At 71.6% G+C, this 26,261-nt stretch carries 26 protein-coding genes; 12 read left to right on the top strand and 14 right to left on the bottom strand.

What is annotated here, in order from left to right; all coding sequences use genetic code 11:
* Positions 1–103 precede the first annotated feature (103 nt).
* The 7 genes from moeZ to ACWCP0_RS17510 all read right to left on the bottom strand — a co-directional run bounded on the left by moeZ (position 104) and on the right by ACWCP0_RS17510 (position 8,960).
* Positions 104–1,282, bottom strand: coding sequence for an adenylyltransferase/sulfurtransferase MoeZ (gene moeZ, locus ACWCP0_RS17540; RefSeq protein WP_451079685.1), 1,179 nt, complete (start codon positions 1,280–1,282; stop codon positions 104–106).
* Positions 1,283–1,345: 63 nt separating this feature from the next.
* Positions 1,346–2,104, bottom strand: a complete 759-nt coding sequence (locus tag ACWCP0_RS17535) for a spherulation-specific family 4 protein (protein WP_451079684.1) — start codon at positions 2,102–2,104, stop codon at positions 1,346–1,348.
* On the bottom strand, positions 2,092–3,063 hold the full coding sequence (locus ACWCP0_RS17530; protein WP_451079683.1) for an NAD-dependent epimerase/dehydratase family protein: 972 nt from the start codon (positions 3,061–3,063) through the stop codon (positions 2,092–2,094). Before ACWCP0_RS17530 ends, ACWCP0_RS17535 begins: the two co-directional genes overlap by 13 nt.
* 171 nt (positions 3,064–3,234) lie before the next feature.
* Positions 3,235–4,512: a hypothetical protein gene (locus ACWCP0_RS17525; RefSeq protein ID WP_451079682.1), complete on the bottom strand. Its 1,278-nt coding sequence runs from the start codon at positions 4,510–4,512 to the stop codon at positions 3,235–3,237.
* Positions 4,505–6,262, bottom strand: a complete 1,758-nt coding sequence (locus ACWCP0_RS17520) for a DUF3492 domain-containing protein (RefSeq protein WP_451079681.1) — start codon at positions 6,260–6,262, stop codon at positions 4,505–4,507. Before ACWCP0_RS17520 ends, ACWCP0_RS17525 begins: the two co-directional genes overlap by 8 nt.
* A 239-nt stretch (positions 6,263–6,501) precedes the next feature.
* A complete protein-coding gene (locus tag ACWCP0_RS17515) occupies positions 6,502–7,989 on the bottom strand; it encodes a DUF3152 domain-containing protein (RefSeq protein ID WP_451079680.1) in 1,488 nt (495 codons plus the stop codon).
* Positions 7,990–7,997: 8 nt separating this feature from the next.
* On the bottom strand, positions 7,998–8,960 hold the full coding sequence (locus ACWCP0_RS17510) for an alpha/beta fold hydrolase (RefSeq protein WP_451079679.1): 963 nt from the start codon (positions 8,958–8,960) through the stop codon (positions 7,998–8,000).
* A 270-nt stretch (positions 8,961–9,230) separates the two neighbouring features.
* Between ACWCP0_RS17510 and ACWCP0_RS17505 the strand changes: the two genes are divergently transcribed.
* The 4 genes from ACWCP0_RS17505 to ACWCP0_RS17490 all read left to right on the top strand — a co-directional run bounded on the left by ACWCP0_RS17505 (position 9,231) and on the right by ACWCP0_RS17490 (position 11,137).
* Positions 9,231–9,473, top strand: coding sequence for a hypothetical protein (locus ACWCP0_RS17505; RefSeq protein ID WP_451079678.1), 243 nt, complete (start codon positions 9,231–9,233; stop codon positions 9,471–9,473).
* A gap of 164 nt (positions 9,474–9,637) precedes the next feature.
* Positions 9,638–10,279: a TetR/AcrR family transcriptional regulator gene (locus ACWCP0_RS17500; protein ID WP_451079677.1), complete on the top strand. Its 642-nt coding sequence runs from the start codon at positions 9,638–9,640 to the stop codon at positions 10,277–10,279.
* A gap of 153 nt (positions 10,280–10,432) precedes the next feature.
* On the top strand, positions 10,433–10,660 hold the full coding sequence (locus tag ACWCP0_RS17495) for a DUF3107 domain-containing protein (protein ID WP_351226345.1): 228 nt from the start codon (positions 10,433–10,435) through the stop codon (positions 10,658–10,660).
* A 207-nt stretch (positions 10,661–10,867) separates the two neighbouring features.
* Positions 10,868–11,137 (top strand): hypothetical protein, encoded by a 270-nt coding sequence (locus ACWCP0_RS17490; RefSeq protein WP_451079676.1) that lies wholly within the window; start codon positions 10,868–10,870, stop codon positions 11,135–11,137.
* A 57-nt stretch (positions 11,138–11,194) separates the two neighbouring features.
* Here ACWCP0_RS17490 and ACWCP0_RS17485 read toward each other — a convergent pair whose 3' ends face one another.
* Positions 11,195–11,944 carry a ferritin-like fold-containing protein gene (locus ACWCP0_RS17485; protein ID WP_451079675.1) on the bottom strand — a complete coding sequence of 250 codons (750 nt, stop codon included), beginning with the start codon at positions 11,942–11,944 and terminating at the stop codon, positions 11,195–11,197.
* Between the two features lie 372 nt (positions 11,945–12,316).
* On the opposite strand from ACWCP0_RS17485, the gene ACWCP0_RS17480 reads away from it, so the two are divergent.
* Together ACWCP0_RS17480 and ACWCP0_RS17475 are read left to right on the top strand one after the other, a co-directional pair.
* Positions 12,317–14,017 (top strand): DEAD/DEAH box helicase, encoded by a 1,701-nt coding sequence (locus ACWCP0_RS17480; RefSeq protein ID WP_451079674.1) that lies wholly within the window; start codon positions 12,317–12,319, stop codon positions 14,015–14,017.
* A 266-nt stretch (positions 14,018–14,283) separates the two neighbouring features.
* Complete coding sequence (locus ACWCP0_RS17475) at positions 14,284–15,126, top strand: alpha/beta fold hydrolase (RefSeq protein WP_451079673.1); 843 nt, start codon at positions 14,284–14,286, stop codon at positions 15,124–15,126.
* Here ACWCP0_RS17475 and ACWCP0_RS17470 read toward each other — a convergent pair.
* On the bottom strand, positions 15,117–16,013 hold the full coding sequence (locus ACWCP0_RS17470; protein ID WP_451079672.1) for an NYN domain-containing protein: 897 nt from the start codon (positions 16,011–16,013) through the stop codon (positions 15,117–15,119). The genes ACWCP0_RS17475 and ACWCP0_RS17470 overlap by 10 nt on opposite strands.
* Positions 16,014–16,152: 139 nt before the next feature.
* Between ACWCP0_RS17470 and ACWCP0_RS17465 the strand changes: the two genes are divergently transcribed.
* Positions 16,153–16,305 (top strand): hypothetical protein, encoded by a 153-nt coding sequence (locus ACWCP0_RS17465; RefSeq protein WP_451079671.1) that lies wholly within the window; start codon positions 16,153–16,155, stop codon positions 16,303–16,305.
* Positions 16,306–16,413: 108 nt separating this feature from the next.
* Here the strand turns inward: ACWCP0_RS17465 and ACWCP0_RS17460 are convergent, their stop codons facing one another.
* The 3 genes from ACWCP0_RS17460 to ACWCP0_RS17450 all read right to left on the bottom strand — a co-directional run bounded on the left by ACWCP0_RS17460 (position 16,414) and on the right by ACWCP0_RS17450 (position 18,899).
* Positions 16,414–17,019: a MarC family protein gene (locus tag ACWCP0_RS17460; RefSeq protein ID WP_451079670.1), complete on the bottom strand. Its 606-nt coding sequence runs from the start codon at positions 17,017–17,019 to the stop codon at positions 16,414–16,416.
* A 134-nt stretch (positions 17,020–17,153) separates the two neighbouring features.
* The gene (locus tag ACWCP0_RS17455) at positions 17,154–18,020 is read right to left on the bottom strand and encodes a PHP domain-containing protein (RefSeq protein ID WP_451079669.1); all 867 of its coding nucleotides are present in this window, start codon (positions 18,018–18,020) and stop codon (positions 17,154–17,156) included.
* Positions 18,021–18,260: 240 nt separating this feature from the next.
* Positions 18,261–18,899 (bottom strand): DUF6758 family protein, encoded by a 639-nt coding sequence (locus tag ACWCP0_RS17450; RefSeq protein WP_351226328.1) that lies wholly within the window; start codon positions 18,897–18,899, stop codon positions 18,261–18,263.
* Between the two features lie 184 nt (positions 18,900–19,083).
* Here ACWCP0_RS17450 and ACWCP0_RS17445 point away from each other — a divergent pair, with 184 nt between their 5' ends.
* Complete coding sequence (locus tag ACWCP0_RS17445; protein ID WP_451079668.1) at positions 19,084–20,385, top strand: MFS transporter; 1,302 nt, start codon at positions 19,084–19,086, stop codon at positions 20,383–20,385.
* Here the strand turns inward: ACWCP0_RS17445 and ACWCP0_RS17440 are convergent.
* Positions 20,372–20,956 (bottom strand): suppressor of fused domain protein, encoded by a 585-nt coding sequence (locus ACWCP0_RS17440; RefSeq protein ID WP_451079667.1) that lies wholly within the window; start codon positions 20,954–20,956, stop codon positions 20,372–20,374. The two genes, ACWCP0_RS17445 and ACWCP0_RS17440, sit on opposite strands and share 14 nt — an antisense overlap.
* A 450-nt stretch (positions 20,957–21,406) precedes the next feature.
* Between ACWCP0_RS17440 and ACWCP0_RS17435 the strand changes: the two genes are divergently transcribed.
* Positions 21,407–22,522: a magnesium and cobalt transport protein CorA gene (locus ACWCP0_RS17435; protein WP_451079666.1), complete on the top strand. Its 1,116-nt coding sequence runs from the start codon at positions 21,407–21,409 to the stop codon at positions 22,520–22,522.
* Positions 22,523–22,535: 13 nt separating this feature from the next.
* Complete coding sequence (locus ACWCP0_RS17430) at positions 22,536–23,069, top strand: hypothetical protein (RefSeq protein ID WP_451079665.1); 534 nt, start codon at positions 22,536–22,538, stop codon at positions 23,067–23,069.
* 258 nt (positions 23,070–23,327) lie between these two features.
* Here ACWCP0_RS17430 and ACWCP0_RS17425 read toward each other — a convergent pair whose 3' ends face one another.
* Positions 23,328–24,122 carry a hypothetical protein gene (locus ACWCP0_RS17425; protein WP_451079664.1) on the bottom strand — a complete coding sequence of 265 codons (795 nt, stop codon included), beginning with the start codon at positions 24,120–24,122 and terminating at the stop codon, positions 23,328–23,330.
* Positions 24,123–24,318: 196 nt separating this feature from the next.
* Here ACWCP0_RS17425 and ACWCP0_RS17420 point away from each other — a divergent pair, with 196 nt between their 5' ends.
* Both ACWCP0_RS17420 and ACWCP0_RS17415 read left to right on the top strand, forming a co-directional pair.
* Positions 24,319–25,590: a magnesium transporter MgtE N-terminal domain-containing protein gene (locus tag ACWCP0_RS17420; protein WP_451079663.1), complete on the top strand. Its 1,272-nt coding sequence runs from the start codon at positions 24,319–24,321 to the stop codon at positions 25,588–25,590.
* Entirely contained in the window at positions 25,580–26,218 is a 639-nt protein-coding gene (locus ACWCP0_RS17415; protein WP_451079662.1) for a DUF1003 domain-containing protein, read from the top strand. Before ACWCP0_RS17420 ends, ACWCP0_RS17415 begins: the two co-directional genes overlap by 11 nt.
* Positions 26,219–26,261: the final 43 nt, after the last annotated feature.

Here is a 26,261-nt window from a genome sequence, read left to right as displayed (position 1 = left end):
GCGGGGCGCGCGGCTCACGTGTCCCGGCATGCGAAAGGGACCGGCCCTTGTGGGCCGGCCCCTTCCAGCGGAGTCCGGTGCTGCGGAGTCCGGTTCCGACGACCTAGTAGACGGGCTTGTCCGGCTCGATCTGGTTGACCCAGCCGATCACTCCGCCGCCGACGTGCACCGCGTCCGCGAAGCCCGCGGACTTGAGCACGGCGAGGACTTCCGCACTGCGGACACCCGTCTTGCAGTGCAGGACGATCTTCTTGTCCTGCGGCAGCCCCTGGAGGGCGTTGCCCATCAGGAACTCGTTCTTCGGGATCAGCCGCGCGCCGGGGATGGAGACGATCTCGTACTCGTTCGGCTCGCGGACGTCGATGATGTCGATGTTCTCGCCGTCGTCGATCCACTCTTTGAGCTGCTTGGGAGTGATCGTCGAGCCGAGGGCCGCCTCCTGGGCCTCCTCGGACACGACGCCGCAGAAAGCCTCGTAGTCGATGAGCTCGGTGACGGTCGGGTTCTCGCCGCAGACCGCGCAGTCCGGGTCCTTGCGGACCTTGACCTGGCGGTACTGCATCTCCAGGGCGTCGTAGATCATCAGTCGGCCGACCAGCGGCTCACCGATGCCGGCGAGCAGCTTGATGGCCTCGTTGACCTGGATGGAGCCGATGGACGCGCACAGCACGCCCAGCACGCCGCCCTCGGCGCAGGAAGGGACCATGCCCGGCGGCGGGGGCTCCGGGTAGAGGCAGCGGTAGCAGGGACCGTGCTCGGACCAGAAGACGGAGGCCTGACCGTCGAAGCGGTAGATCGAACCCCACACGTACGGCTTGTTCAGCAGCACGCACGCGTCGTTCACCAGGTAGCGGGTGGCGAAGTTGTCCGTGCCGTCGACGATCAGGTCGTACTGGCTGAAGATGTCCATCACGTTCTCGGCCTCGAGCCGCTCTTCGTGAAGGACCACGTCGACGTACGGGTTGATGCCCTTGACGGTGTCACGTGCGGACTCGGCCTTGGAGCGGCCGATGTCCGCCTGGCTGTGGATGATCTGGCGCTGCAGGTTCGACTCGTCGACCTCGTCGAACTCCACGATGCCGAGCGTGCCCACCCCGGCCGCGGCCAGGTACATCAGGGCCGGCGAGCCGAGGCCACCGGCGCCCACACAGAGCACCTTGGCGTTCTTCAGCCGCTTCTGCCCGTCCATCCCGACATCCGGGATGATCAGGTGGCGGGAGTACCTGCGGACCTCGTCTACGGTGAGCTCGGCAGCCGGCTCGACCAGGGGTGGCAGCGACACGGGGACTCCGTTGGTGGTTACGTCAGTACGATGGTTCTGGCTGTAACAGTGCCACGCGCCTTCTCATTCCGAGACACCCGGTCCAATCCGCGAGACGATTTCGTCCCAGTAGCCGGGCAAGGCGTCAAACGCTCCACTTTGTCCGGCGCCCGTGGCCACGCGGTCGGTGAAGAAGATCGTGCCTGCGCCCTGCCAGCGGGCGATCCGCATGGCCTCGTCCAGATGGGTCCGCGGCACACCGTGCACGAAGTGCACGAACCGCTCGGGCGGGTAGTTCGCGGTCCACTCCGCGACCTGCGACCAGCGGTAGTCGGTCCAGGGCCCGGAGAACGTCACCAGTTGGTCGGCCACCTCCGCGTAGCCCGGGTAAGGGTGCGTGCCATGGCCGAGGACCAGGTGACCGCCGTCGAGGACGGCCTCCAGCGTGGCCGACACGCGCCGCACCCCGGTGAGATCCGCGCGCTCGACCGGGCAGCGGTCCAGCAGGAAGCCCCCGACCCGGTACCAGTCGAGGTAGCGGTGGGCGTCGGCGACGATCTCGCCGAAGGGCCGGCCGCCGTGGGCGAGGTCGAGATGGCCCAACACCCGGACTCCGGCGTTGGTGAGCCTGCCGGCGGCCTCCAGGCAGTGCGGGTCGGGGCGGGTGCCGGGGCCGCCGTCCGAGACATTGAGCACGGCCCAGTGCATCGGGGTGCCCGGGCGGGTCAGCTCGGCCCATTCGACGGGGGCGAGCAGCGGGTGGGCGTATCCGGGGACACCGAAGCCGAGTCGCTCGGCGCCGGTCGCGGAGAGCGTGTCCCCGGTCGTGATCAGATACGGCATGCCGCCTCCATCCAGATGTCCGCGAGGGACTCCTCCAGGTTGATCCGCGGCCGCCAGCCGAGCCGGTCGCGGGCGGTGCGCACATCCGCCTGCTGCCAGCTGCCGCAGCCGTCGGGGTACGGGTACGGGGTGACGCCGAGGTGCTCGGCGAGGGACTCCGGGCCGCGGGGGGCGCCGATGGGGGCATGGCCGGGGCGGACCGGGGGCGTGTCGAGCTCATGGAGCGCTCCCGCGTATCCGGCGACCCTGGCCAGTACGGCGGCGGCGTCCCGGAGCCGTACGGCACGGCCGGTGCCGATGTTGACGACGCCCTGCGCGGCGGAGAGCGAGGCGGCGTGCACGGCCCGCGCGACGTCCCGCACGTCGACGAAGTCACGCTGCACACCGAGCCCGCTGAGCTTCAGCTCGCCGTCGCCGGACTGCATGGCGCGCCGCATCGCCTCGGCGAGCCGGCCGAGGGGGGATCCGGCGGGGGTGCCGGGGCCGACGGGCGAGAAGACCCGCAGGACGACGGCGTCCAGTCCCGAGCCGAGCACCAGCTCGGTCGCGGCGAGCTTGGAGACGCCGTACGGGCCGCCCGGACGCGGGACCGCGTCCTCGGCCGTGGACGAGCCGGGCTGCGAGGGCCCGTACTCGGACGCGCAGCCGAGCTGGACGAGGCGGGCGTCGCAGCCGCTGCGGCGCAGGGCCTCGCAGACGGTGGCGACGGCCACGGTGTTGTGCCGGGTGAGGTCGCGGGCGCCGCCGCGGGTCGCGCCGGCGCAGTTGATCACGACTCCGGGGTGGACGGCGTCCAGGAAGCGCGTGAGCGCGCCCGGGCTGCCGCCCGCGAGGTCGAACCGTACGTCGGCGTCGTCGCCGCGCCCCAGGGCGGTGAGGTGCACGGCCGGGTCGGCGAGCAGCCGGTCGGCGACGAAGCGGCCGAGGAAGCCGTTGGCTCCGAGCAGTAGCACCCTCATAGCGCGGCTCCTCGGCGCCGACGGGCCGTGCCGGCCGTTGCCGGCTCTGGGTGGTACGGGTTCATGTCGTGCTTCTCCTCAGCGTGTTGCGCGATGGGTCGTTCGGGCGGTACGCCCGCGGCGTCGGCTCCGCGGGAGTGCGTGGGGGTGTGGGTGTGGCGGTGTGGGGTCTCATGTGGTGTGGGCCGAGGCCCGGGAGAGGGCGGCGGTCGCGTGGACCAGCAGCCCCAGGGCGGCGGCGCCGCAGGCCAGAGCCGGTACCGCTCCGGGACCCCAGGCCACGACGGCGGCCTCGACGGGCCGGGCCAGGAAGGCGCAGCCGGGAAGACGTCCGCCGAGGACGGTGGCCAGGGCGACCGTTTCGACGGCAGCGGCGGCGGCGAGGCCGATGACGGCTGACGCGGGGAATCCGTGGACGGTGAGCAGCCGCGCGAGGAAGAGCAGCAGTCCGAGGGCGACGGCGGGCACGAGGTCCACGGTCAGCACCAGGCCGGTGAGCACCAGGAGGGAGGTGAGGGCGACGGCGTACAGCGTGACGGTCGCGACCAGCAGGGGCCGCACCCCGGCGGCGAACTCCTCCAGTCCACGGCTGGCGCCGAGCCTGCGGCGCGCCTGCACGGAGAACAGCTGGGCGCTCCAGGCCGCGGGCAGGACCGCGAGGGCGAGGCCCACCAGCGGGCCGGGCGTCATCGGCCACGTGTCGTACGGCCCGCCGTCGACGAGCTGCTGCAGCAGGCCGCCGCCGGCCACGGCGTAGGCGAGCAGCCAGCCCACCCACAGACCCGCGAGCCGCACCGTGCGCCCCGCGACCCGCAGCGGCCCGCGGCGCAGACCGTACGCGAGCGCGCCAGCGAGCCCCACGGCCCCCGTCGCACCGACGCCGGCCCGTGCCCCGCCGCTCGTGAAGTGGAGTGCCACGGCGGCGGCGACGGCGACGGCGCCCGGCAGCAGCGCGGGGAGCACGGCCCGCGCGGGCAGCGCATGCGTGCCGGAGCGCGCCCCGGGCCCTTCGCCCGCCACGGGGCCCGGGCCTGCCTCCCCGCGCGGCACGCGCGCATACAGCTCCTCGGCCAGCGAGAACACATCCCGGTGCCGGAACCTCGCGGCGGTCCGGTCGGTCACTCCGTGCGCCTCCAGCCCGGCGGCGATCTCCAGGGGATCGACGGCGCGCTCGCACAGCTCGCGGTGCCGGTGCATGAGCGCCCTCACGGGGTCGGCGGGCCCGCGCCGGACCGGGGCCGGCCTACGGTCGGCGGCCGGCTTGCGGTCGGCGGCCGGCTTGCGGTCAGGGACCGGCTTCCCTCGGGAAGCTCCGGCGCTGTCGGCGGTTCTGAGGGCCTCCCCGATGCCGGGGGTCTCCGCGGTTCCGGGGGTCTCCGCGGTTCTGGGGGTCCCCGCGGTTCCGGGGGTCTCCGCGGTTCTGTCGCTGTCGGCGGTGGTGTCAGGCATCGGGGGCTCCTGGGGTGGCCGCGCCGGCCAAGGGGGTTTGCGCCCATGTGGGCTGGGCGGACCGTGCGCCGGTCCAGTGGCCCGGGACGTACGCCTCGGCGGGTGTGGCGAAGGGGAGTGGGTCGGCGTCGGCGTCGCGCATCCGCGGACTGTGCGAGAGGAGCTCCAGGTAAATGCCGCGAAATGCCGCGAGATTCTGCTCGACGGTGAAGAGTTCGAGCGCCCTCGCCCGCGCCGCGGCGCCGAGCCGCTCGCGTCGCTCCGGGTCGCGCAGGAGCGCGAGGCACGCGTCGGCAAGCGCCCGCGGATTGCGCGGGGGCACCACGAGCCCTGTGCCGCCGATGACTTCGACGACGGCGCCGACGTCGGTGGACACCGTCGCGCGCCCGCAGAACATGGCTTCGACGAGGCTGATCGGGAAGCCCTCGACGACGCTCGACAGGACGATCACGGCCCCGGCGGCGTAGGCGTCCGCCAGTTCCGGCGCCTCGGGACCGCCGATCTCCTCGAAGGAGACGGGGTTCTCGCCGACCGCGTGCGCGTCGGCCGCCTCGTCGGGGAAGAGCTGAGCGGCCAGCGCCCGGCAATGTGCCAGATACGCGGTGGCCTCGGGGCCCTGCGCGGGCGCGCCCAGGATCCGCAGCCGCGCGTCCGGCTCCTCCTTCCGTACCTCGGAGAAGGCGTGGAGGAGCGCGATCAGGTCCTTGGAGGGTTCGATGCGGCCGACCCAGACGAGCGTGTGCGGATCGCCGCCGAACTCCCCCTCCCCGACCGCCGCGAAGCGGTCCGCCTCCATCCCGGGGTAGACCGTGCGCAGCCGCGCGGGGTCGGCGCCGCACTTCTCCTGCCAGCGCCGGGCGTGGGTGTTTCCGGGGGTGATGACGGACGCCTGCCGGTACACCTCGGCGGCCAGCAGCCCGTGGAACGCCGCCAGCAGGGCGCGCACCCCGGCGCTGGCGAAGCCGGAAGCGCCGGGTGACCGGGAAGCCCGGGGAGCCCCCGGAGCGAGGGAGGGTCCACCGGATGAACCAGACGGGCTGTGCGCGTCGGAAGCGCTGTCGGCCCCGGTGTCGCCCGACGCGAGATAGTGCGCCCGTAGCTGCACCCCGTACTCCGTGACCAGCAGCGGCACTGCGAAGAAGCGTTTGGCCAACAGCCCGGGCAGCGCGGCGGATCCGCCGGACGCGGCATGGCACAGGTCGACCGCACCCAGCGAGTCGCTCCCGTACCAGTCGAGCGACAGAGGCCGCAGCGCACGCTCCAACTGGTCCGCGAAGGCCAGGTAGTCGGGCACCGTCGTGCTGTGCAGCGCGCGGCGTGCGCCGGGTGCGCGGCAGGCGGACTCCAGGATGCGCACGGCGAGTTCGGAGCGCAGCGCGGCATACATCCCGCCGTGCTCGCTCGCCAGCTCGGCAAGTCCGTACAGCCCGTCGGCGAAACGGTCGAGGCGGCCCTCGTCGCTGCCGCACACCGCCGCCGCCAGCTCCCTGAAGTGCCCGGCGAACCGCTTCCGCTCGCGCCGGGCATGGCTGCGGCCGTCGTCCTCGGGCGCCCAGAGGGGCGCGGTGTGCACCCGCTGCACCTGCGGTGGCAGCGCGATCCAGCCGCAGTCCTCCTGCTGGGCGCTGCGGCTGAGCGCGTAGACGTCGAATTCGTGCTGCGTGAGCCCGCGCACGAGCCGGTCGCACCAGAGCCTGGACTCACCCGTCGCATACGGATAACCACCATCCGTAAGCAGTCCGATCCGCACGAGCGCACCCCCGATCTCCCTTGTGGGCGGCCGCCTCTGGTCCGGCGGCTCGCGGCGGGACGACGTTATGCGGATATGCCGGTGGCGCGATGGACGGTTGTCCGTCGCGCCACTGGAAGGGGTGAATGCACGTAACTTTCCCGGCACCGTAGCGTTCGGTCGCGCTACGGTGGGATCTCGTCACGCTCCGTCAGTCGCCACCCGGGGGCCAGGCCCGGCCCGGTCGTCGGCCGGCGCACTCAGTCGTCGCCCGGATGCACCCAGGGGTTCGGGCGGCACTGGACGCCGTTGACGTCGAGCGACTTGGTCTGCTGCTGCATCACGGGGGCGAGCGCGCCGGGCGTGCGGCAGTTCACGTGGCTGTGCCCGAGCCGGTGGCCCACCTCGTGGTTGATCAGCATCTGACGGTACGCCAGCATCGCCTTGGCGCCGTACGTCTCCGCACCCTGCGCCCAGCGGAAGGCGTTGATCATCACGCGCTCGGTGGAGGCGGAGTCGCAGGAGACGTTGTCGACGGTGGTGTCCAGTCCGGACTTGGCGCACCAGGTCGCCGTGGTCCCCGGGCTGGCCAGGGTGATCACGAACTCGGGCTCGCCGGAGGAGATGCGCTCGAAGGTCATGGCGCCGTTGTGCGCCCAGCTCCGGTCGTCGTTGAGCGTCTGCTGGACGGCCTGCGCGAAGAGCTTGCCGTCCAGGCCGAGGCCCTTCTCGACGTCGATCCGGTAGCGGATCCTCTGCCCCTTGCCCGGCGCCTTGTCGAAGCCCGCCACCGCCTCGAACTCACCGGAGCCCTTGAGCCCGGGGTCGAGCGGGAACTGGCCGGCCATCAGCTCCGCGTACGTGGGCGGGGCGGCCGGCGCCTGCGGTGCGGCCTCCTGCGGCGGGTCGAGTCGATTGTCCGAGCGGGACGCGGAACCGTCCTCACTCCCCCGGTCCGCCTCGCCCGCGGCCTTCGAGCCGATCGCCTCCGGACCGGTGTCGGTGACCTGCCCGGCGACGACGACCGCGAGGACGGTGGTGACGGCTGCCGCCGCGATCCCGGTGAACGTACGGCCCTTGGCTGGCTTGGCCGGGGCGGCCGCGTCGGCGGCCGCGTCGGAGTCGGAGTCGGGCGATTCGGTGTGCGGCGGAGCCGCGGAAGCAGCCTTCCGCGCCTCCTGCTGCCGCTCGGGTTCGTCGAAGGCCTCGACGAACTCCCGCCGCGGGCCGGGGATGCGGGCACCTGCGCCGATCGGCGGGCCCTGCCGTCCCTGCGAGGGGACCACGGGGTGCTGCCCCGTCGTGGTCATGGTCTGGCCACGCGGGACGCCCTGCCAGTCGCCGTAGCGGCCACCGCTCTGCGACGCTCCCCAGCCGCCGCCGGGCTCCCGCTGTTCGGGATGACCACCGCGCACCTGCGGCACACCGCGCGCCGGGGTGCCGTACGCAGGAGTGCCATGGGCCGGGGTGCCGTAGTCCTGGGATCCGTACCCCTGCGTTCCGTACGCGGGCGTCCCGTGCGCCGGGGTGCCGTACATGGGCGTCCCGTGTGCGGGTGTGCCGTAGCCCGCGGCGTCCGGGTGCTGCTCAGGATCGGCGGGGCCGGAACGCCTGCGCCGGCCCGTGCCCGTGGACGTCGCCGTCGGGGACGCCGGAACGGTCGTCGTCGTACCCGTCCCCTTGTTGGTGTCGGCGTTGCTGTTGTCGGCGGCCTTGGGTGCGGGGCCCTTGCGGCTGTGTCGTCCCACGCCCCGGATCAGCTCCTACCGCTGTCGTCGTCGAGCAGTTCCCGTACGGCCTCGGCGACCGTCTCCGGATACTCCATCATGGCCACGTGCCCGGCGTCCGGGAGGGTCAGCAGTCGGGAGTCCCGGAATGCCTGGGCCGCCTTGCGCGCCATCCGGTACGAGACGAGCTGGTCCCGGCAGCCGTACACCAGCAGGGTCGGCGCGAGTACGCGCTCCGCCTGCCGCCACAGTCCGTGCTGCCCGCCGAGCGTATAGGCATCCACGATCCCGCGGGTGCTGCGCGCCATCGCATCCCAGAAGTACGGCAGTTCGAGCCGCCGCTCCATCTCCTCCACGGCGTGGCGGAGGCCCTCATCGGTGACGTTGCCGGGGTCTCCGTAGCAGAGCGCCACCACTCCGCGGACCCGCATCTCCGCCGTCCAGTCCTTCGTCAGCCGGGTGAACAGCCGGGCGGCGCCCGGCGCCGCGAGCAGCGCGGTGGACCAGGCGGAGCGCTGGACACGGAGCTCGGGCAGGGCCGGGGAGATGAGGGTCAAGGTGCGGACGAGGTCGGGACGGACGGCCGCGACGCGCGTGCAGACGGCACCACCGAGCGAGTTCCCGATGAGATGGACGGGGCCGCGGCCGCCGGCGTCGAGCATGCGGATGACGGCCCGGGCGTGCCCCGTCACCGAGTAGTTGCCGTCGTCCGGCGGCGGGGAGTCCCCGAAGCCGGGCAGGTCGACGGCCTCACCGTCCACCCGGTCCTCGAGCTCGTGCATCAGCACGGTCCAGTTCTGCGACGAGCCGCCGAGGCCGTGGACGTACAGCGCGGGAGGCAGTCCGGTGCGGGCCGGGGGCCGGGCACGCACGGTGAGCGTCAGCCCGGGCAGCGCGACGCGGCGCAGCTCCTCCCCCTCCGCGACCCGGACGGCACGAACCCGCGGAGCCGGTGCGGCGGCGCGGGTTTCCGGCAGCTCGGTCCAAGACATGGGGCAATGTTACGAGACGATCACGCGGCAAATCCTGTGTTCGCAGTCACACACCGCGCAGGCCTCCGCATGGCCCACGGTGCCCCCACCGACGGCGCGCCGCGCACCCCGTGCGGCACTCAGCGCGGTGTGTGCGGCACACAGCGCGCCGGGCGGCGCGAAGTCCGGCGGATGCCGCATAGCGCTGGGCAGACGGAACTCCTACGCTCGTAGGACAAGGGCAGACGCCCCGGCCCCTGCTGCACGGAAAAGCACAGGAAAGGGATCCAGATGGCTGTCGATCCGACGGACCCGGAAACCTTCTCGGAAGACGATCAGGGCCAAGGTATTGCTGTCGACGAGCTCGCGGAACTCGATCAGGAGGTCCCCGAGGCCGATGCCGCCGAACAGCACACGGAGCTGCAGCAGCGGAAGGACGAGCCGCTGAAGCGGATCGGCTCGAACGAGGCCAACGAGGCGGATACCGCGGAACAGGCGCGCGTGGTCGCACTCGACGAGGACGACTACCGCTGAATTGTTCGGTCTACCGAGCACCCCCGGCTACCGCGGTCGTCCGGTACGTGAAATTCTGCGCTCGCACCGCGCACACCACGGTTACCCAAAAGTACGATGGCGACCGCGGGGCACGGACCGCGGCACAGGACACTGTGCATGTGACATCGAACGTGGGAGGCGGCGTGACAGCCATCGAGCAGACAGAGGCGGCGCGCCCGCGAGGCACGCGCCTGCCGCGCCGCGCCCGACGCAACCAGTTGCTGGGCGCGGCCCAGGAAGTCTTCGTCGCCCAGGGCTACCACTCGGCGGCGATGGACGACATCGCGGAGCGGGCCGGGGTCAGCAAGCCGGTCCTTTACCAGCACTTCCCCGGGAAGCTGGAGCTCTATCTGGCGCTGCTGGACCAGCACTGCGAGGCGCTGCTGCAGGCCGTGCGGGGTGCGCTGGCGTCGACGACGGACAACAAGCAGCGCGTCGCGGCGACGATGGACGCCTACTTCGCGTACGTGGAGGACGAGGGCGGCGCTTTCCGCCTGGTCTTCGAGTCGGACCTGACGAACGAGCCGGCCGTGCGCGAGCGCGTGGAGCGGGTGGAGCTGCAGTGCGCGGAGGCGATCTCGGACGTCATCGCCGAGGACACCGGGCTGTCCAAGGACGAGTCCATGCTCCTGGCCGTGGGGCTCGGCGGGGTCTCGCAGGTGGTGGCGCGGTACTGGCTGTCGAGCGGGTCGGCGATCCCGCGGGACACGGCGGTGCAGCTGCTGACGTCACTGGCGTGGCGGGGCATCGCCGGTTTCCCGCTGCACGGCAGCGAAGGGCACTGAGCGGCCGCGCGCGGCGCCTGTTCGCCACGGGCGCGGACGGTGTTCGCTGCGGGCGTGCACGGCTGGGCCGTGGCGCGTCCCCTCACCGGGCTAATGTGTGCAGCGTACGGCGCGGCTGACCGCGCATCGCTGACCGTTCGGAGGGACATAGCCGTGGAGGTCAAGATCGGCGTGCAGCACGCGCCCCGGGAGATCGTTCTGGAGAGCGCCCAGACCGCCGAGGAGGTCGAGCAGGCAGTGGCCGACGCGCTGGGCGGCAAGTCGCAGGTGCTCAGCCTGACGGACGACAAGGGCCGCAAGGTGCTCGTACCGGCCGACCGGATCGCGTACATCGAGATCGGCGAGCCGGCCACGCGCCGCGTCGGCTTCGGCGCGCTCTAGGAGTCTCTTCAGTCGCGCTTCGACACGAGGAAGGGCCCGGCGGGGTTTCCCGCCGGGCCCTTCCTCGTGTACCTGCCCGTGTCCGTCTCCGGGTCGGTCTCCGTCTCCGTGTCGCTGCCGGGAACGTGGAGGATTGCGTTCCGGCGGCTTCGGGTAGGACGGGCTACGACCCGATCTGCCCGCCCGGCGTCCGTGAGGTGATCCGTGGTGATCCTGGAAGCTCTCGGCTCCCTGCTGCTCGGAATCGCTCTCTCCTGGGCAGCTGTGCGGCGGCTTCCGGACCGGCTCCCCGCACCGCGCGTGGTGTATGTCACCGGCACGCTCGGCGCTCTCTTCGGGGCGTATCTGACGCACTCGGCACTGGGGCCCGGTTATCTCCTCGGCACCCTGCTGGGCGCGCTGTTCGTCGCGGGCGTCACGCTGTCGCTGCTGATCCGTCCGAGGGCCCGCCGACTGCGGCGATCAGCCGCGGCCTGACACGGACCCCCTCCCTCGTCATCTGCGTACCGACACACGCGCGCGAGCACGCACGGTTCAGGACGCGAGTCCCAGCGCGGCCATCCGCTTGGTGTGCGCCTTCGTGATCCGGGCGAACATCTCGCCGACCGCCGCCAGGTCGAAGCCGTCCGCGACCCCGCCGACGAGCATCGTGGAGAGCGCGTCCCGCGCCGCGACGACCCGCTGCGCCTGCGACAGCGCCTCGCCCATCAGCCGGCGCGCCCACAGCGCGAGCCGTCCGCCGACCCGCGGGTCCGCCTCGATCGCGGCGCGCACCTTCTCGACCGCGAAGTTGCCGTGGCCGGTGTCGTCGAGCACCGCCAGCACCAGCTTGCGGGTGTCCGAGTCCAGCCGGACCGCGACCTCGCGGTAGAAGTCGCTGGCGATCGAGTCGCCGACGTACGCCTTGACCAGGCCCTCCAGCCAGTCCGACGGCGCGGTCAGGCGGTGGAACTCGTCCAGCGCCGCCGCGAACGGCTCCATCGCCGTGGTCGGCTCGACGTCGATCGCGGCGAGCCGGTCCCGCAGCTGCTCGAAGTGGTGGAACTCGGCGGAGGCCATCTTCGCCAGCTCCGCCTTGTCGGCGAGCGACGGTGCGAGCTTCGCGTCCTCGGCGAGCCGCTCGAAGGCCGCCAGTTCGCCGTACGCGAGGGCGCCCAGAAGATCCACGACCGCGGCGCGGTACTGGTGGTCGGCGGAGGCCGCGGCCCAGTCCTGGGCGGCGATCCCGGTGGGTTCTTCGGCGGTGTCGTTCGCCGGTGCGATGGCGTTGTCAGGCGTCTCCATGAAGCGCACAATAGCCCGCCGTCCCGGCGGCGGAAGGCCCTGGTCAGCACCCGCCGCGACGCGGTTCCCGGGAATTCGCCCAACACACATGCGCGATTCCGGGGTACAGTGGTATTAAGCCTGCCGGATATCTCGGCGGGCGTCTGAATGAGGATGCCCGGTCGGTGGCCCGATCGGCTCCGACCCGACAGCCCTCTGTGCGCACTTCGCCACATGAGGGACCCCTCAGCGGCACGAGCGCTCGAGCGACGGCAGTGGTCCCGCGCCTTCCGGCCAACCCACGGCCGGTCCAGTTCCCAGGAGCGGTTGGACCCCCAGCGTTCGCCTCGCGCCGCGTCTCACAGAAGAGGCAACACCCTGACTACGCAGGCTATGACATTCCGAGAGCTCGGGATCCTTCCCGAGACCGCCGAGGCCCTTGAGGCCGTCGGCATCATCACCCCCTTTCCCATCCAGGAGATGACGCTCCCTGTCGCGCTCGCGGGCACGGACGTCATCGGCCAGGCCAAGACCGGCACCGGCAAGACCCTCGGTTTCGGCCTTCCGCTGCTGGAGCGCGTCACCGTCCCCGCGGACGTCGAGGCGGGCCGGGCCAAGCCCGAGCAGCTCACCGAAGCCCCGCAGGCGCTCGTCGTCGTTCCCACCCGCGAGCTGTGCACGCAGGTCACCAACGACCTGCTGACCGCCGGCAAGGTGCGTAACGTCCGCGTTCTCGCGATCTACGGCGGCCGTGCCTACGAGCCGCAGGTCGAGGCGCTCAAGAAGGGTGTCGACGTCATCGTCGGCACGCCCGGACGCCTCCTGGACCTGGCGGGCCAGCGGAAGCTGGACCTGTCGCACGTGCGCGCGCTCGTCCTCGACGAGGCCGACGAGATGCTCGACCTGGGCTTCCTGCCCGACGTCGAGAAGATCATCCAGCTGCTGCCGGCCAAGCGCCAGACCATGCTGTTCTCGGCGACTATGCCGGGCGCGGTCATCGGTCTCGCGCGTCGCTACATGTCGCAGCCCACGCACATCCGCGCGACCGCGCCGGACGACCAGGGCGCGACCGTCGCGAACATCACACAGCGCGTCTACCGCGCCCACTCCATGGACAAGCCGGAGATGGTCTCGCGCATTCTGCAGGCCGATGGCCGTGGTCTTGCGATGATCTTCTGCCGTACGAAGCGCACGGCGGCGGACATCGCGGACCAGCTCGCCCAGCGCGGCTTCGCGTCCGGCGCCGTCCACGGCGACCTGGGCCAGGGCGCGCGCGAGCAGGCGCTGCGCGCGTTCCGCAACGGCAAGGTCGATGTGCTGGTGTGCACCGACGTCGCCGCGCGCGGCATCGACGTCGAGGGCGTCACGCACGTCATCAACTACCAGTCGCCGGAGGACGAGAAGACGTACCTCCACCGCATCGGCCGCACCGGCCGCGCGGGCGCGTCCGGCACGGCCGTGACGCTGGTCGACTGGGACGACATCCCGCGCTGGCAGCTCATCAACAAGGCGCTGGACCTGAATTTCAACGACCCGGTCGAGACGTACTCCACGTCGCAGCACCTCTTCGAGGAGCTCGGCATCCCCGGCGGAACGAAGGGCGTCCTCCCGCGCGCCGAGCGCACCCGCGCCGGTCTCGAGGCGGAGGAGCTGGAGGACCTCGGCGAGACGGGTGGCCGCGGGTCGCGTTCCGGGTCGCGTACGAAGACGGAGGAGCCTCCGGCTCGTACGCGCACGCCGCGCCAGCGGCGCCGTACGCGCGGCGGTACGTCGCTGGACGAGGCGGCGCCGACGGCGCCGGCCGAGGCCGTGGAGCCCGCCGAGGCCGACGACGCCCCGCGTACGCCGCGCCGTCGCCGCCGCACCCGTGCGGGTGCCGGTGCGGGTGTGGCCGAGGCTCCCGTCGCCGTTGAGGCCCCTGCTGCCGAGCCGGTCGCGGACGTGCCCGCCACGCCGCGCCGCCGCCGCACGCGCTCCACGGCCGCCGCGCCTGCCGCGGAGGCCACTCCGGTCGAGGCGGCCGTCGCGGAGGAGCCCGCCAAGCCGCGCCGCCGCCGCACACGCTCGAAGGCCGCGACCCAGCCGGAAGCCTGATCGACCGTCGGCTCCGCCTGCCCCACGAGGGCCCGCACCCCGAGGTGCGGGCCCTCGCGCGCATCCGGCGCCGGTGGCACCGTCCCTCAGCCCCGGACGGCCTGGGGCTGTGCCCGCGCGGCGGAGCCGCAGTCGATGCCGCCGGGAAGGGCGGGGCCCTGTCCGGTCTCTGCGGTTCCGCCGCGTGCGCCCGCCCGTGCCCGCAACAGGCGCGCTGGGCCGCCCGAGGCGCTGGACGGGACTTCGGGGTCGGTAGCCTCGTCCGCATGAGTCGGCCGCCCACCTTCGTGCCCCCCGCCTGCGCCCGTGCCCGGATGCTCGAGACCTCGCGCGGCGCTTTCGCCGTGCTGGACGCCCTGCCGGACGGAGGGAGGGAGGTGAAGGGCACCGCGATGCTCCTGCCGGGCTACACCGGGAGCAAGGAGGACTTCATCGCGATGCTGGAGCCGCTGACCGCCGCCGGGTACCGGGCCGTCGCGGTCGACGGCCGCGGGCAGTACGAGAGCGACGGTCCCGAGTCCCAGGAGGCGTACGCCCAGGACGAGTTGGCACGCGACGTGCTCGCACAGGCCGACGCGCTCGGCGGACCCGTGCATCTCGTCGGCCACTCGCTCGGCGGACAGATCGCCCGCGCCGCGGTGCTCACCGATGCGCAGCCGTTCGCCACGCTCACCCTGATCTCGTCGGGGCCCGCCCGGATCAGCCCCGGCCAGCGCAGCAAGGTCAAGCTGTTGAGCGACGCCCTCGTCACCCTGAGCATGGCAGAGGTCTGGGAGGCGATGCGCGCGCTGGATCCTCCGGAGGAGGCCGAGACCGACGGTGAGGACCTGCGGCGGCGCTGGCTGCGGCACAACCCGTCCCAGCTCCTCGCCACAGGACGCCGGCTGACCGTGGAGCCGGACCGCGTCGACGAACTCGCCACCGTACCGCTGCCCAAGCTCGTCGTGTCGGGCGAGCGCGACGACACCTGGCCCCTACCGGAGCTCGACGACATGGCGGTACGGCTCGGCGCGCATCGCACGGTGATCGCGGGCGCGGAGCATTCGCCCAACACGGACCGGCCGGCGGAGACGGCCGACGCGCTCACCGCCTTCTGGTGTCAGTACTGACCCTGGAGGTGCTGCCAGAACCCGTCGCGCAGGGCACGCCGCAGGTGCGCGTATCCGCGCAGTGAGTGCTGCAGCAGCTTCTCCGCCTCGATGAGCAGATCCTGGTCGACCGGGCCCGGCAGATACGGATGCCCGGGCAGCAGCTCGGCCATCGGCGCCCTCCCGCGCTCGGCGAGCCAGGTCGCCGCGATCTGCGCGCCGACGAAGCGGACGTCCTCGCGGGACGGCGGAGGCTTGTCGTCCTCGTACGTGGTGACGGGTCGCCGGGTGACGTACGGCCGGCAGAAGTCGAGGTCGAAGGTGCGCTGGCTGTCGACCTCCCAGAGCAGCGGCTCCGCCTGGTTGCGGCCGTCGGCCGCCTCGATCCCCCACAGATGCACCCGCGCCCCGTACCCCTGGGCGGCCTCGACGGCGGAGACCAGGTCCTCGTCGCCGCCGACGAGTGCGGCGTCGCTGATCGCCCGGTGGCGGGCGAGCGACTCCAGGTCGGAGCGGATGAGGGAGTCGACGCCCTTCTGCTGGTTGTTCGCGTTGAGGTTGCCGAGCCGGACCTTGACGTCGGGGAGCTCGGCTATGGACTGCTGCTCGGACGTGTGGATGCGGCGCCTGGCGCCGTCGTACCAGTAGACGCGCAGCAGCCGGCTGTCCGCGAAGATCGTGCGGGCCTTGTCGATGAACGCCTCGATGAGCCCCTCGGCGTCGAGATCGAAATTGCGCCGGTCCTCGGTTCCGGCCACAAGCAACCCGGCCGCAGCATAGACGTAACCGGCGTCGACGAAGATGGCATGCGTGGACGGGGTCTTCGCGACCTCGGCGAGCATGCGCTGGAGCAGCTCGTTGGTGCGCTCCAGGCGGGCGCTGATGCTGGTGAGCTCATCGTCGTTCATTTGGAACCCATTGTGAGCAGGCCCGGCGGTACCCGCCAGTAGTTAGCAATCCGAAAAATTTCTTTAGCGTAGGGAATGTTTGCACTCTGCATCCCGTTGCAACGGACGTAACACGGACGGACAGAAGGGAGAAGCCTTTATGCGCTTCGAGATCATGCGACTCGACGATGTCGACGGCACCGCCGTGGACAGCACCGTTGTGGACGCTGCCTCCGTCAACCGGATGGTCCAGCAGGCCGCCGCGATCGGCCAGCGCATCTACATCCGGCCCGCCGGTACCTGCGCCTCGTAACACCTGGCAGCGGTCCGGCCGGCGGCCGGACAGCACTTCGCCCCGTACGGAAGCTTCCGTACGGGGCGAAGTGCTGTCCGGACACTGCCGGGACGATGCCAGGACTCCTCATGAGCCCTGGATCACCTGGGTGACACCGTTGATGATCTGCTGCACGGCGATCGCCGACAGCATCATGCCCGCGAGCCTCGTCACCAGGACGACACCGCCGTCCTTGATGACCCGGATGATCAGCAGCGAGTAGCGCATCGTCAGCCAGAGCACGACGTGCATCGCGACGATCGCCGCCCACACCGAGATCTGCTGCGCGGCACCGTCGGCGTGCTGCACCGCGAGGATCACCGAGACGATCGCACCCGGCCCGGCCAGCAGCGGCATGCCGAGCGGGACGAGCGCGACATTGACGTCCTTCGTCTGCTTGGGCTCGTCGGTCTTGCCGGTCAGCAGGTCGAGCGCGATGAGCAGCAGGAGCAGACCGCCCGCGATCATCAGGGCGGGGACGGAGACATGGAGGTACGCGAGGATCTGCTGGCCCAGGATGCCGAAGACGGTGATGACACCGAAGGCCACCGTGACCGCCTGCCAGGCCATCCGTCGCTGGACCTTCGCGGGGCGGCCGGAGGTGAGGCCGAGGAAGATCGGGGTGATCCCGGGAGGATCCATGATCACGAAGAGGGTGAGAAACAGGGAGCCGAAGACGGCGACGTCGAACACAGTGATGCCTTGCGGGATGATGTCGGGGTGTCGGGGTACTGAATGGCGCCGGGGCGCAGCAGAGCGCCGAAGGGCGCGAGGGCGTAGATACCCGCACACGGGCAGCCCAGGGAGCCCGCGCGAGGGAGCCGCTGTCAGCGGCCGGATGTTCCCCCCGTGCCCGGGACCGGGAACGCGCCGGTCGCACGGCGCGTGATCTCGCCGTAGATCTCCGGGTCGGTCGTGAAGTCGCCGAGCCGGCAGGTCTTGCGGCTGCCGTGGTAGTCGCTGGAGCCGGTGGCCAGCAGGCCGAGGTCGGGGGCAAGTCCGCGCAGCCGGGCCCGCGTGGGCTCGTCGTGGTCCATGTGGTCGACCTCGATGCCGTCGAGACCTGCCGCGGCCAGCCGCGCGATGGTGTCCTCGGGAACGACCTCACCACGCGTGACCGCGAGCGGGTGGGCGAAGACGGTGACGCCGCCGGCCGCCTTGACCAGGCGGACGGCCTCGAACGGGTCGAGCTCGTGCTTCTCGACGTATGCGCGCCCGCCGTTCGCGAGCCAGTCGGGCGTGAAGGCGGCGGAGACATCGGGAACGACGCCGAGTTCGACGAGCGCGGTCGCGACGTGCGGGCGGCCGACGGCACCGTCACCGGCTATCCGGGCCACCTGCTCCCAGGTGATCGGCACACCCAGCTCCTGGAGCTTGGCGACCATGCCCTGGGCGCGCGGCACCCGGTCGTCCCGTACGAGTTCGCGCTCGCGCGCCAGTTCGGGCTCGTCGGGGTCGAACAGGTAGGCCAGCATGTGCAGGCCCACACCCTCGGTGCGGCACGAGAGTTCGGCCCCGGTGACGAGGGTGAGGCCTTCGGGGAGCGCGGCGATCGCCTCGGCGTGGCCGCCGACGGTGTCGTGGTCGGTCAGCGCGACGACGTCGAGCCCGGCGGCCGCGGCGTTGCGGACCAGCTCGGCCGGGGTGTCCGTACCGTCCGACGCCGTGGAGTGGGTGTGCAGATCGATGCGCACGACGCATGACTCCAGGGCTCGGGGAGGGCAGGGGACGCTCAATCGTAACGGGGAATCGAACGTCACCCGGACCACGGCATGGCGTGGAAGCCGTCACGACTCACGACCACGGGCGCCACGCGACCGGCCGTACGGCGCCGGCGCACCACGCCGGCCGCGCCGGCCGGCCGTGCGAGGCCGGTCGCACAGCCGGCCGTACGAGGCCGGTCGCACAGCCGGCCGTACGAGGCCGGCGCCTCGTCACGAAAGCAGCCGCGGTGACAGCGCCCCGCACGGCAGCAGCTCCACCTCCGAGCCCGCCTCCCGCAGATCGGTGAGTATCAGCTCGTCGTACATCAACAGGCCGGTCGACTCGGGCCACACGATCGCCCACAGCCACAGCCCCATCGCCTCGCCCGCGAAGACCGCGCGGTCCTCCGGCGCGTCGTTGACGTGCCAGAGCGGTGTCGGCCGGCCCGCGGCGAGGACCTTGGCCTGGGGTGGCTTGTCGACGGTCATGTGCGGCCCCGGGTCGGGCCCGTCGATCCCGGCGAAGCGGGCGCCGAGGCCGACGCCGAGTTCCTCGGCGACCAGCAGCAACTCCCCCACACCGCCGAGCGGTCCGGGACCCGAGCAGGCGACCGCGGTCGCGCGGCCTCCGCTGCGGTCGTCACCCGCGTACGCGACGCCGGTGAAGAGCCAGCCGACCGGAAGCGGCCAGGGCATCCACACCGGCACCTGGGCACGGGCGACCACGACACTGAGGGCTTCGACGCTGGGCGGAATCACCGGCTGCAGCGGATGCACGGAACCGTGCACATCGCACTGCCACGTGTCGGCGAAGAGACCGGGCGCCCTCACCCGGCCACCGCACTTCGGGCAACTGGGTTCGCCCCTCATAGCGCCCAACGGTCCTACCCGCTCGGCGTCCCGTCAAGGACGATCACCCGTCCGGCACTTCGGTTTCACCCAGCCTCACCAGGAAGAACTAGATGCATCTTGCATTTATTAGATTGTCTAACTTATTGTTTGTATGGCACACCGAATTGACCGGGCCGGCGCCCGGAGAAGCAGAGGAGCATCCATGCGCGGAGAGGACCCGTTCGACGGAGGCGGCATCCTGCGTCAGCCCAAGGCCGTCTGGGCCACGGCCGGGGCATCCGTCGTCGCCTTCATGGGCATCGGCCTCGTGGACCCGATCCTGCCCTCCATCGCCGAGGGCCTGGATGCGACACCGAGCCAGGTCTCGCTGCTGTTCACGTCGTACTTCCTGATCACCGCCGTGACCATGCTCGTGACCGGTTTCGTGTCCAGCCGGATCGGCAGCCGCAGGACACTGCTGGCCGGACTCGCCCTGGTCGTGGTCTTCGCCGCGCTCTCCGGCACGTCGGGGTCGGTCGGCGAACTCGTCGGCTTCCGGGCGGGATGGGGACTCGGCAACGCGCTCTTCGTGTCGACCGCGCTCGCGGTCATCGTCGGTGCCGCCGCCCATCCGACAGGGGCCTCGCGAAGCGATGCGGCTCGGGGCCGTGGGGGAATGGGAGAGGGAGCCGCCGCGATCCTGCTGTACGAGTCGGCACTCGGCCTCGGCATGGCCTGCGGGCCGCTGCTCGGAGCCCTGCTCGGCGACGCCAGTTGGCGCTACCCGTTCTTCGGCACGGCCGCCCTGATGGCCATCGGTTTCCTGTGCATCGCGGCCTTCCTCAAGGAGCAGCCGAAGCCTGAACGGAAGACCTCGCTGCTCGATCCGCTCAGGGCGCTCGGTCACGGCGGGCTCGCGTCCGTGGCCGTCTCGGCGTTCTTCTACAACTACGCCTTCTTCACGGTGCTGGCGTTCACCCCCTTCGTGCTGGACCTGTCGCCGTACCGGTCGGGGGCCGTCTTCTTCGCCTGGGGCGTCCTCCTCGCGGTCTTCTCGGTGCTGGTCGCGCCGCGGCTGCAGGCGCGGTACGGCTCACTCAGGGTGCTGGGCGGTTCACTGCTGCTGCTCGCGGCGGACGTGGTGGTGCTCGGGTACGGGGACCGCACGACGGCCGTCGTCTGCACGGTCCTGTCCGGCGCCTTCATCGGCGTCAACAACACCGTCTTCACGGAGCTGGCGCTCGGCGTCTCGGACGCTCCGCGGCCGGTGGCGAGCGCGGGCTACAACTTCGTCCGCTGGTTCGCGGCCGCCGCGGCCCCGTACTTGGCGCCGAAGATCGCGGAGTGGAGCGACATCCGCACGCCGTTCGTGGTCGCCGGCGTCGCGGCGGTGATCGGCGCGGGCGTCGTCGGGGCGCGGCGGGCGTCGCTGACCGACCACGCCGAACGGCCCTCGGACCGACCGGGCACCCAACTCGGCCATGAGATACGTCACTTCGCCATCCCTGACGTCACGTCAGGGTGACGGACCTGCGGCGCGGATCGCGCAGGTCCGTCCCGTGCTTCAGCCACCGCCCCTGGAGCTCCCCGGCACCGTGCACCCGCTTCCACGCGGCCTCGTTCGGCGTCATCGGCAGCAGTGGCAGGAAGCGCACCGGATCCATGGGCGGATCCAGCTCCAGGTCCTCCACCAGACCACCGGACTCGGCCACCAGGACGGACGAGAACGGCGCCTGCGGCCACAACGGCCCACCGAGGTCCATGGAGTTGCCGGGCGCCACGATCACGCCCTCGACCTGCGGTGACGACGCCAGCACCGCGAGCGGGCGCAGCACCTTGTCGGTGTCGGCGAGCCCGGCCCGCACCGACAGGAGGAGCTCCGCGCGGGGTCCCTTCACAGGGTCGGCGAGCGGGTCCTTGGGGTCGTTCATCGGCTGGGCGGACATGCCCAGCGTGGCGTACCGGACCACGTCTCCGTCGATGAAACGGAGCACCTCGATCCGGTCCGTACCGAGAAACGTCATCGCGGCGCGCGCGTCCGGTTCGCCGAGCGCGCTGCGCAGCCGGGCCTCGACCAGAGCAAGAACTTCTCCCATCCCGCGAGCATAGATCGCGTCAGGAAGGGGCAAACAAAGGGATTGATCCTCAGTCGGCTGATAGGCTGAGCCGCCTGTTCGGGACAGCACGCTGAAGTGTGACTCTGGGTCCCGACCACACGTCATCCCCCACGGGGGACCGGCCGGAGGAGGTGGGGCTGCGGTGGATCGAAGTCGACCGTGCAGTACCAACCGCTCTTCCGCGCGACTCCTCGCCGTCTGACATCGTCCGCCCGGTACGGGCACCGACCGGACTCGAGGGCTTCCCGCACCGCTGCATCCTTGGCACCGCGCACGACGGAAGAGCACTTCGTTTTTGCCTGACTGTCTGTAGCGAACGCCGTCACCGTGTCCCGCGGTGCCGCCCGCTTTGCGGACGTATCGAGAAACGTCCCCATTCCGGGCAGTGCCACGCCGCGCGCCGACGGCCTCTCCGTGAAGGAGCCTGCCATGTCGATGATCCGTGACCTGCGCGAAGCGGTCCGCCCGACGCCGCGCAAGAACAGCGGCCCGTACAGCACGTACGACACCACCCGTGACCCCTCGGCCTCCAGCGCGGTCGTCGACTGCGCCGTCTACCGCGACGGCAGACGCGTGAAGGACGAGGCGTGCCTCACCCCGCACGAGGCGATGCTCCGGGTGCGCGGGGGCGGCGGCTTCGCGTGGATCGGGCTCCACGAGCCGACCGAGGAGGAGTTCGCGGGAATCGCCGCGGAGTTCGGGCTCCACCCGCTGGCCGTGGAGGACGCCGTCCACGCCCACCAGCGCCCCAAGCTGGAGCGGTACGACGACACGCTCTTCACCGTCTTCAAGACCATCCACTACGTCGAGCACGCCGAGTTGACGGCGACCAGCGAGGTCGTCGAGGCCGGTGAGGTGATGTGCTTCACCGGACCCGACTTCGTCATCACCGTGCGGCACGGCGGACAGGGCTCGCTGCGCAACCTCCGGCACCGGTTGCAGGACGACCCGGAGCTGCTCGCCAAGGGCCCGTCGGCGGTGCTGCACGCCATCGCCGACCATGTCGTGGACGGGTACATCGCGGTCGCGGACGCCGTCCAGGTCGACATCGACGAGATCGAGATCGACGTCTTCTCGGCGCCGTCGAAGGGCAGCACGCGCGGTACGGACACCGGGCGGATCTACCAGCTCAAGCGCGAGGTGCTGGAGTTCAAGCGGGCGGTGACCCCGCTGCTGCGGCCCATGCAACTACTGAGCGAGCGGCCGATGCGGCTCGTCGATCCGGACATCCAGAAGTACTTCCGCGATGTCGCCGACCACCTGGCCCGGGTGCAGGAGCAGGTCCTCGGCTTCGACGAACTGCTGAACTCGATCCTCCAGGCGAACCTGGCGCAGGCGACGGTCGCCCAGAACGAGGACATGCGCAAGATCACGTCCTGGGCGGCGATCATCGCCGTACCGACGGCGGTGTGCGGCGTCTACGGCATGAACTTCGACCACATGCCGGAGCTGCACTGGCGGTACGGGTACCCGATGGTGCTGGTCGGCATCGCCGTCGTCTGTCTCACCATTCACCGCACACTGAAGCGCAACGGCTGGCTCTAATAGGCTGCAGGACATGAACGACGCTCAGCTCGGCAACGACGTGCCGCTAGGCCCTGCCCTCGTCGAGGAGGCCACCAAGAAGTCCGGTCTCATCTGGGTCCGGGGCACCGGACCGTCCCGGGCCCTGTGGCACGCGTGGCTCGACGGCGCGGCACATGTCGTCGGCGACGGACCGGGGGAGCAGCCGCTGCCCGGGCTGATGGACGGCTCCACCGCCGAGGTCACCGTACGCAGCAAGGACAAGGGCGGCCGGCTGGTCGCCTGGACCGCCGCGGTGAGCGAGCTGGCGCCCGGCTCGGAGGCGTGGGAGGCCGCGGTCGCCGAGCTGAAGGGCAAGCGGTTGAACGCGCCGGACGGCGAGCGGATGACGGAGCGCTGGGCGCGGGAGTGCCGGGTGCTGCGTCTTGAGCCGCGCGAGTCGAGCACCGAGCATCCGCAGGGGTCCCTGGCGGCCGCCCCGCTCCCCACGACGGCGACCACTCGCCACCCGATCCCGGCGGCCCTGCCGCGCCTCCTCCTGCGGCGGCGGCGCAAGCAAGCGGGCTGACGCCCGCTGCCGAGCCACGGGGCCGGGGCCCGCGCGCCTGCGGCGGGCCTTTCCCGCACCTCGCCCCTTCCCGATGCCGGGGGCTCCGGCCGCAGGCCCCCTTTACGCCCTGCGGCGCGTGGGGATGGGGCTCCTGCGCCGCCCGTACGGCGCCCGAGGACGGGCACCGCGGGCCCACCGGGCGGTACCGGGCTGCTCGGGACACCGCCCGCAGGGCGCACCGGGCCCGCGGGGCTCGATGCGCCGGGTCGGCGGCGGTCAGTTGTTGGTGCGCGGGAGTTCGCGGCCGTAGTCGACCGTCTCCTCCTTCGTCGGAGCCGCGAGCTCGAAGTCCTCGTTCCAGTCGCCGAGCGTCAGGACGCCGGCGCCGCCCGCGCGGGCGAGCTGGAGCGGGTACGCCGTTCCCTTCAGGGAGACGTCGAGCGTGCCGCCGTGGCCCTCGCTGCCCAGGACCTTGATCGTGCGGACGCCGCCGATCGTGTCGCGGGCACCCTTGCTGAGCTTCCCCTGCAGCCCGAGGAGCCCCTCCAGCAGGACGTCCATCTCGGTGAAGCCACGCAGCTGCTTGTACGACGGGTCGTCATCCGGGACCTTCACGTACATGTCGTCCAGCTTGTTCGCGGCGGCCGTGTCCTCCTTGCTCGGCGGCTCGGAGGCGCCGCCGTCGGAGTCCGAGTCCGAGTCCGCGTGGGCCCAGAAGCTCGCGTCGGCCTTCAGGTAGAGCGCGTCCTCGACCCTCAGCAGCTCGAAGGTCGAGTTCTTCGTGGTGACCGAGCCGATCCCGCCGCTCTTCTTGAGCCGCATGTTCAGCTTGTACGTACCGCCTTTGGAGACCAGCGTCCCGGAGAGGCGTACCGCCTGCGCAGCGTTCGCCGCGGCCTTCGCCTTCGCCTCGATCGCCGGCGCCTCCAGCTTGCCGACGCCGTTCGTGCCCGCGTCCGGGTCCTCGCCGGCACAGGCCGTGAGGGCGGCGGCCAGCCCCATGCAGAGTGCGACGGGAAGCGCCGCCCGACGGACGGCCAGGGCCGCGGCGGCCGGGGGGAGAGCGGTCACGTGCGCACTGCCTCTCGTACGTGTGGGGGGTTGGCAAGACCGCAGCGTACCCGGGGTCATAGCACGATCTGGAGGGGAGTCGTCCGGACCGCTCTCCTGGGCGGCATGGAACGCCACGGGCTAGCCTGAAGCCGTTGAACAGCAGCATTTCGGGGCATTTCTCTCGGCATATCTCGGTAGGGAGGAGGCGCGGAGCATGGCGGCAGGCGCCCCCCGGATCTTCGTCTCGCATCTCGCCGGAGTCCCGGTCTTCGACCCCAACGGCGAACAGGTCGGGCGCGTGCGCGACCTCGTCGCCATGCTCCGCGTCGGCGGCCGACCGCCGCGGCTGCTCGGCGTGGTCGTGGAGCTGCTCAGCCGCCACCGGATCTTCCTCCCCATGACCCGGGTGACCGGCGTCGAGTCCGGTCAGGTCATCACCACCGGCGTCGTCAACATGAGGCGCTTCGAGCAGCGCCCGACCGAGCGCCTCGTCCTCGGAGAGCTCCTGGACCGGCGGGTGCAGCTCGTCGGGACGGGCGAAGAGGTCACGGTCCTGGACGTCGCCATCCAGCAGCTCCCCGCCCGCCGCGACTGGGAGATCGACAAGGTATTCGTGCGGAAGGGGAAGGGCGGGGCGCTGCGCCGCAAGGGGGAGGCGCTGACCGTCGAGTGGTCCGCTGTCACCGGCTTCTCGCTGGAGGAGGAGGGGCAGGGCGCGGAGAGCCTGCTGGCCACCTTCGAGCGGCTGCGCCCCGCGGACCTCGCGAACGCACTGCACCACCTCTCCCCCAAGCGGCGCGTCGAGGTCGCCGCCGCCCTCCACGACGACCGGCTCGCCGATGTCCTCGAGGAGCTGCCGGAGGACGAGCAGGTGGAGATCCTCGGCAAGCTGAAGGAGGAGCGGGCGGCGGACGTGCTGGAGGCGATGGATCCGGACGATGCGGCCGATCTGCTCTCCGAACTGCCGGAGGAGGACAAGGAGCGGCTCCTCAGGCTGATGCGGCCGGACGACGCCGCCGACATGCGCCGGCTGATGTCGTACGAGGAGCGGACCGCCGGCGGCCTGATGACGACCGAGCCGATCGTGCTGCGCCCGGACTCGACGGTCGCGGACGCGCTCGCGCGGGTGCGCCAGCACGAACTCTCCCCGGCGCTCGCGGCCCAGGTGTACGTGTGCCGCCCGCCCGACGAGACACCGACGGGCAAGTACCTGGGCACCGTCCACTTCCAGCGGCTGCTGCGGGATCCGCCGTTCACGCTGGTCGCCTCGATCGTCGAGAGCGATCTGCCGCCGCTCCCCCCGGACACCCCGCTGCCCGCGATCACCAGCTATCTCGCCACGTACAACATGGTCGCCGCACCGGTCGTGGACGAGAGCGGCTCGCTGCTGGGCGCGGTAACCGTCGACGACGTGCTCGACCATCTGCTGCCGGAGGACTGGCGCGAGGCCGAGTTCGAGGGAACGGTGACCGCCGATGGGAAGTGAGTACGGGCTCAGCGAGCGCGGCGAGGGCCGCAAGGAGGCCAGGGAGCAAGAACGGGAACGCGAACGGGAACGGGAACGGGAACGGGAACGGCTGGGTGGCGGGCCGCGGCCGCGCAACCGGCTCGACGTGCCGCGGGCCCCGCGGCGGAAGGTGCTGCCGGAGTACGACCCTGAGGCCTTCGGGCGGTTCTCCGAGAAGATCGCCCGCTTGCTGGGGACGGGACGGTTCCTGGTCTGGATGACCGTGACCATCGCCGCCTGGGTCCTGTGGAACGTCTTCGCGCCGGCCGGGCTGCGCTTCGACCCGTACCCGTTCATCTTTCTGACGCTCATGCTGTCGCTCCAGGCCTCGTACGCCGCCCCGCTGATCCTGCTCGCGCAGAACCGTCAGGCGGACCGCGACCGGGTCGAGATGGAACAGGACCGGGCGCAGAACGAGCGCTCCATCGCGGACACCGAGTATCTGACGCGGGAGATCGCGGCGCTGCGGATGGGGCTCGGCGAGGTCGCCACCCGCGACTGGATCCGCTCCGAGTTCGAGGATCTGCTGAAGGAGCTGGGAAACCGGGAACACGAACCCGTATTCCCGCCCGGCTCCCCACGCGGACGTGACGAAGGCGACCGCTGACGCACGTCCCCGGGGTGGTATCCGGCGCCGTACCATCGTCCGT

Source organism: Streptomyces sp. NPDC001970 (assembly GCF_053594115.1).
The sequence above is the reverse complement of the archived record's forward strand: the minus strand, read 5'-3'. Positions and strand labels throughout refer to the sequence as shown.

Coding starts and splice junctions, on each gene's coding strand:
- ACWCP0_RS17535 (WP_451079684.1), bottom strand. CDS start 2,104: ATGCCGTATCTGATCACGACCGGGGACACGCTCTCCGCGACCGGCGCC.
- ACWCP0_RS17530 (WP_451079683.1), bottom strand. CDS start 3,063: ATGAGGGTGCTACTGCTCGGAGCCAACGGCTTCCTCGGCCGCTTCGTC.
- ACWCP0_RS17525 (WP_451079682.1), bottom strand. CDS start 4,512: ATGCCTGACACCACCGCCGACAGCGACAGAACCGCGGAGACCCCCGGA.
- ACWCP0_RS17510 (WP_451079679.1), bottom strand. CDS start 8,960: ATGTCTTGGACCGAGCTGCCGGAAACCCGCGCCGCCGCACCGGCTCCG.
- ACWCP0_RS17505 (WP_451079678.1), top strand. CDS start 9,231: ATGGCTGTCGATCCGACGGACCCGGAAACCTTCTCGGAAGACGATCAG.
- ACWCP0_RS17485 (WP_451079675.1), bottom strand. CDS start 11,944: ATGGAGACGCCTGACAACGCCATCGCACCGGCGAACGACACCGCCGAA.
- ACWCP0_RS17480 (WP_451079674.1), top strand. CDS start 12,317: ATGACATTCCGAGAGCTCGGGATCCTTCCCGAGACCGCCGAGGCCCTT.
- ACWCP0_RS17475 (WP_451079673.1), top strand. CDS start 14,284: ATGAGTCGGCCGCCCACCTTCGTGCCCCCCGCCTGCGCCCGTGCCCGG.
- ACWCP0_RS17470 (WP_451079672.1), bottom strand. CDS start 16,013: ATGAACGACGATGAGCTCACCAGCATCAGCGCCCGCCTGGAGCGCACC.
- ACWCP0_RS17465 (WP_451079671.1), top strand. CDS start 16,153: ATGCGCTTCGAGATCATGCGACTCGACGATGTCGACGGCACCGCCGTG.
- ACWCP0_RS17450 (WP_351226328.1), bottom strand. CDS start 18,899: ATGAGGGGCGAACCCAGTTGCCCGAAGTGCGGTGGCCGGGTGAGGGCG.
- ACWCP0_RS17445 (WP_451079668.1), top strand. CDS start 19,084: ATGCGCGGAGAGGACCCGTTCGACGGAGGCGGCATCCTGCGTCAGCCC.
- ACWCP0_RS17440 (WP_451079667.1), bottom strand. CDS start 20,956: ATGGGAGAAGTTCTTGCTCTGGTCGAGGCCCGGCTGCGCAGCGCGCTC.
- ACWCP0_RS17435 (WP_451079666.1), top strand. CDS start 21,407: ATGTCGATGATCCGTGACCTGCGCGAAGCGGTCCGCCCGACGCCGCGC.
- ACWCP0_RS17430 (WP_451079665.1), top strand. CDS start 22,536: ATGAACGACGCTCAGCTCGGCAACGACGTGCCGCTAGGCCCTGCCCTC.
- ACWCP0_RS17420 (WP_451079663.1), top strand. CDS start 24,319: ATGGCGGCAGGCGCCCCCCGGATCTTCGTCTCGCATCTCGCCGGAGTC.
- ACWCP0_RS17415 (WP_451079662.1), top strand. CDS start 25,580: ATGGGAAGTGAGTACGGGCTCAGCGAGCGCGGCGAGGGCCGCAAGGAG.